This is a genomic window from Vibrio sp. M260118 (assembly GCF_036533755.1).
Taxonomy (GTDB): Bacteria; Pseudomonadota; Gammaproteobacteria; order Enterobacterales; family Vibrionaceae; genus Vibrio.
In genome coordinates this window covers 1-1,145 of sequence record NZ_JATABG010000614.1, presented here as the reverse complement: position 1 = coordinate 1,145, position 1,145 = coordinate 1, and the positions used below count along the sequence as shown (strand labels likewise).

Genomic DNA, 1,145 nt, shown 5'->3' with positions numbered 1-1,145 from the left:
CCAAGCCACAACGAAGTCAGTGGTTGGTACAAACAGGTTGATGTCGATGCCGTCGCGAAAGTACTTAAAGCGATTAAAGTGTCGTTAGCTACTGAGCTTGAAGATGAACTAAGCGCAATTTATCACAGCCTTAAGCAGCAAGATTACACCATTGAACATGCAGCTATCGGTAAACGTTCCTTACGTAACACCGCACTGGCTTACTTAGCTTATACACAACAAGGTAATGAGTTGGCTAAAGCGCAATATGCTGACGCGAATAACATGACGGATACCATTGCAGCAATGAGCGCTGCGAATAGTGCCCAACTTGAATGTCGTGAAGCATTGATGGCGGATTACAGTGATAAATGGAAGCATGATGGTCTGGTTATGGATAAGTGGTTTGCGCTGCAAGGTACTAATCCTGCTGAGAATGTTTTAGACGTCATCAAGCAGACGATGGATCACGAAGCATTTAGCCTCAAGAACCCGAACCGTACTCGTAGTCTGGTTGGCTCGTTTTTAAATATGAACCCGGTTCGCTTTCATGCTAAATCAGGCGAAGGATACAAGTTTGCAGGCGAGATTTTACGTGAGTTAAATAGCAGCAACCCACAAGTTGCTTCACGCTTGATTGACCCATTGTTGAAATTCCGTAAATATGATCAACAGCGACAGGACTTGATTAAAGCGGAACTTGAAACGCTAAAAGGCATGGATAATCTAGCTAAAGACCTGTTTGAAAAAGTGACTAAGGCGTTGGAGTCTTAGTCGCGGTGACTGAAACAGTAGCACCTTAGTGTGCTACTGTTTATATATCCTTCATTCTTGAAGCTACAACTCCAATTATTTTGGGTATATACAGGTATTGGCTAGCACAAAACATAGTGTGATTAATCAAAGCATGAACCATTATTACTTTAGCCTTAACATTTCCTACCAAACTTTTCTTTCACACTACAACGGTGTTGCAAGTCACATTTTAGTCGTTACTGACAACGGGTTACGCCTGCAGTTGCCTGCAACACGTTTTAGACCTTTTATTAGTCAAATTGGCTTAAAGGGGCGCTTCAGATTAACAACTGACCAAAATAATAAGTTTTTAAAGTTAGAACTTCTGTGAGCATCTGATTTTATAGAAGTTTAAATAGAACCTTAATCAC

General features: G+C 41.2%; 2 protein-coding genes. Both read left to right on the top strand.

Translation table 11 applies throughout. The annotated features are described in order from the left end of the window. Positions 1–753 (top strand): aminopeptidase N C-terminal domain-containing protein (locus QTO00_RS20030; protein WP_331426311.1); only part of this gene is annotated, 753 nt, incomplete at its 5' end. Between the two features lie 133 nt (positions 754–886). Next, positions 887–1,105 carry a DUF2835 domain-containing protein gene (locus QTO00_RS20025; RefSeq protein ID WP_038203095.1) on the top strand — a complete coding sequence of 73 codons (219 nt, stop codon included), beginning with the start codon at positions 887–889 and terminating at the stop codon, positions 1,103–1,105. Positions 1,106–1,145 lie beyond the last annotated feature (40 nt).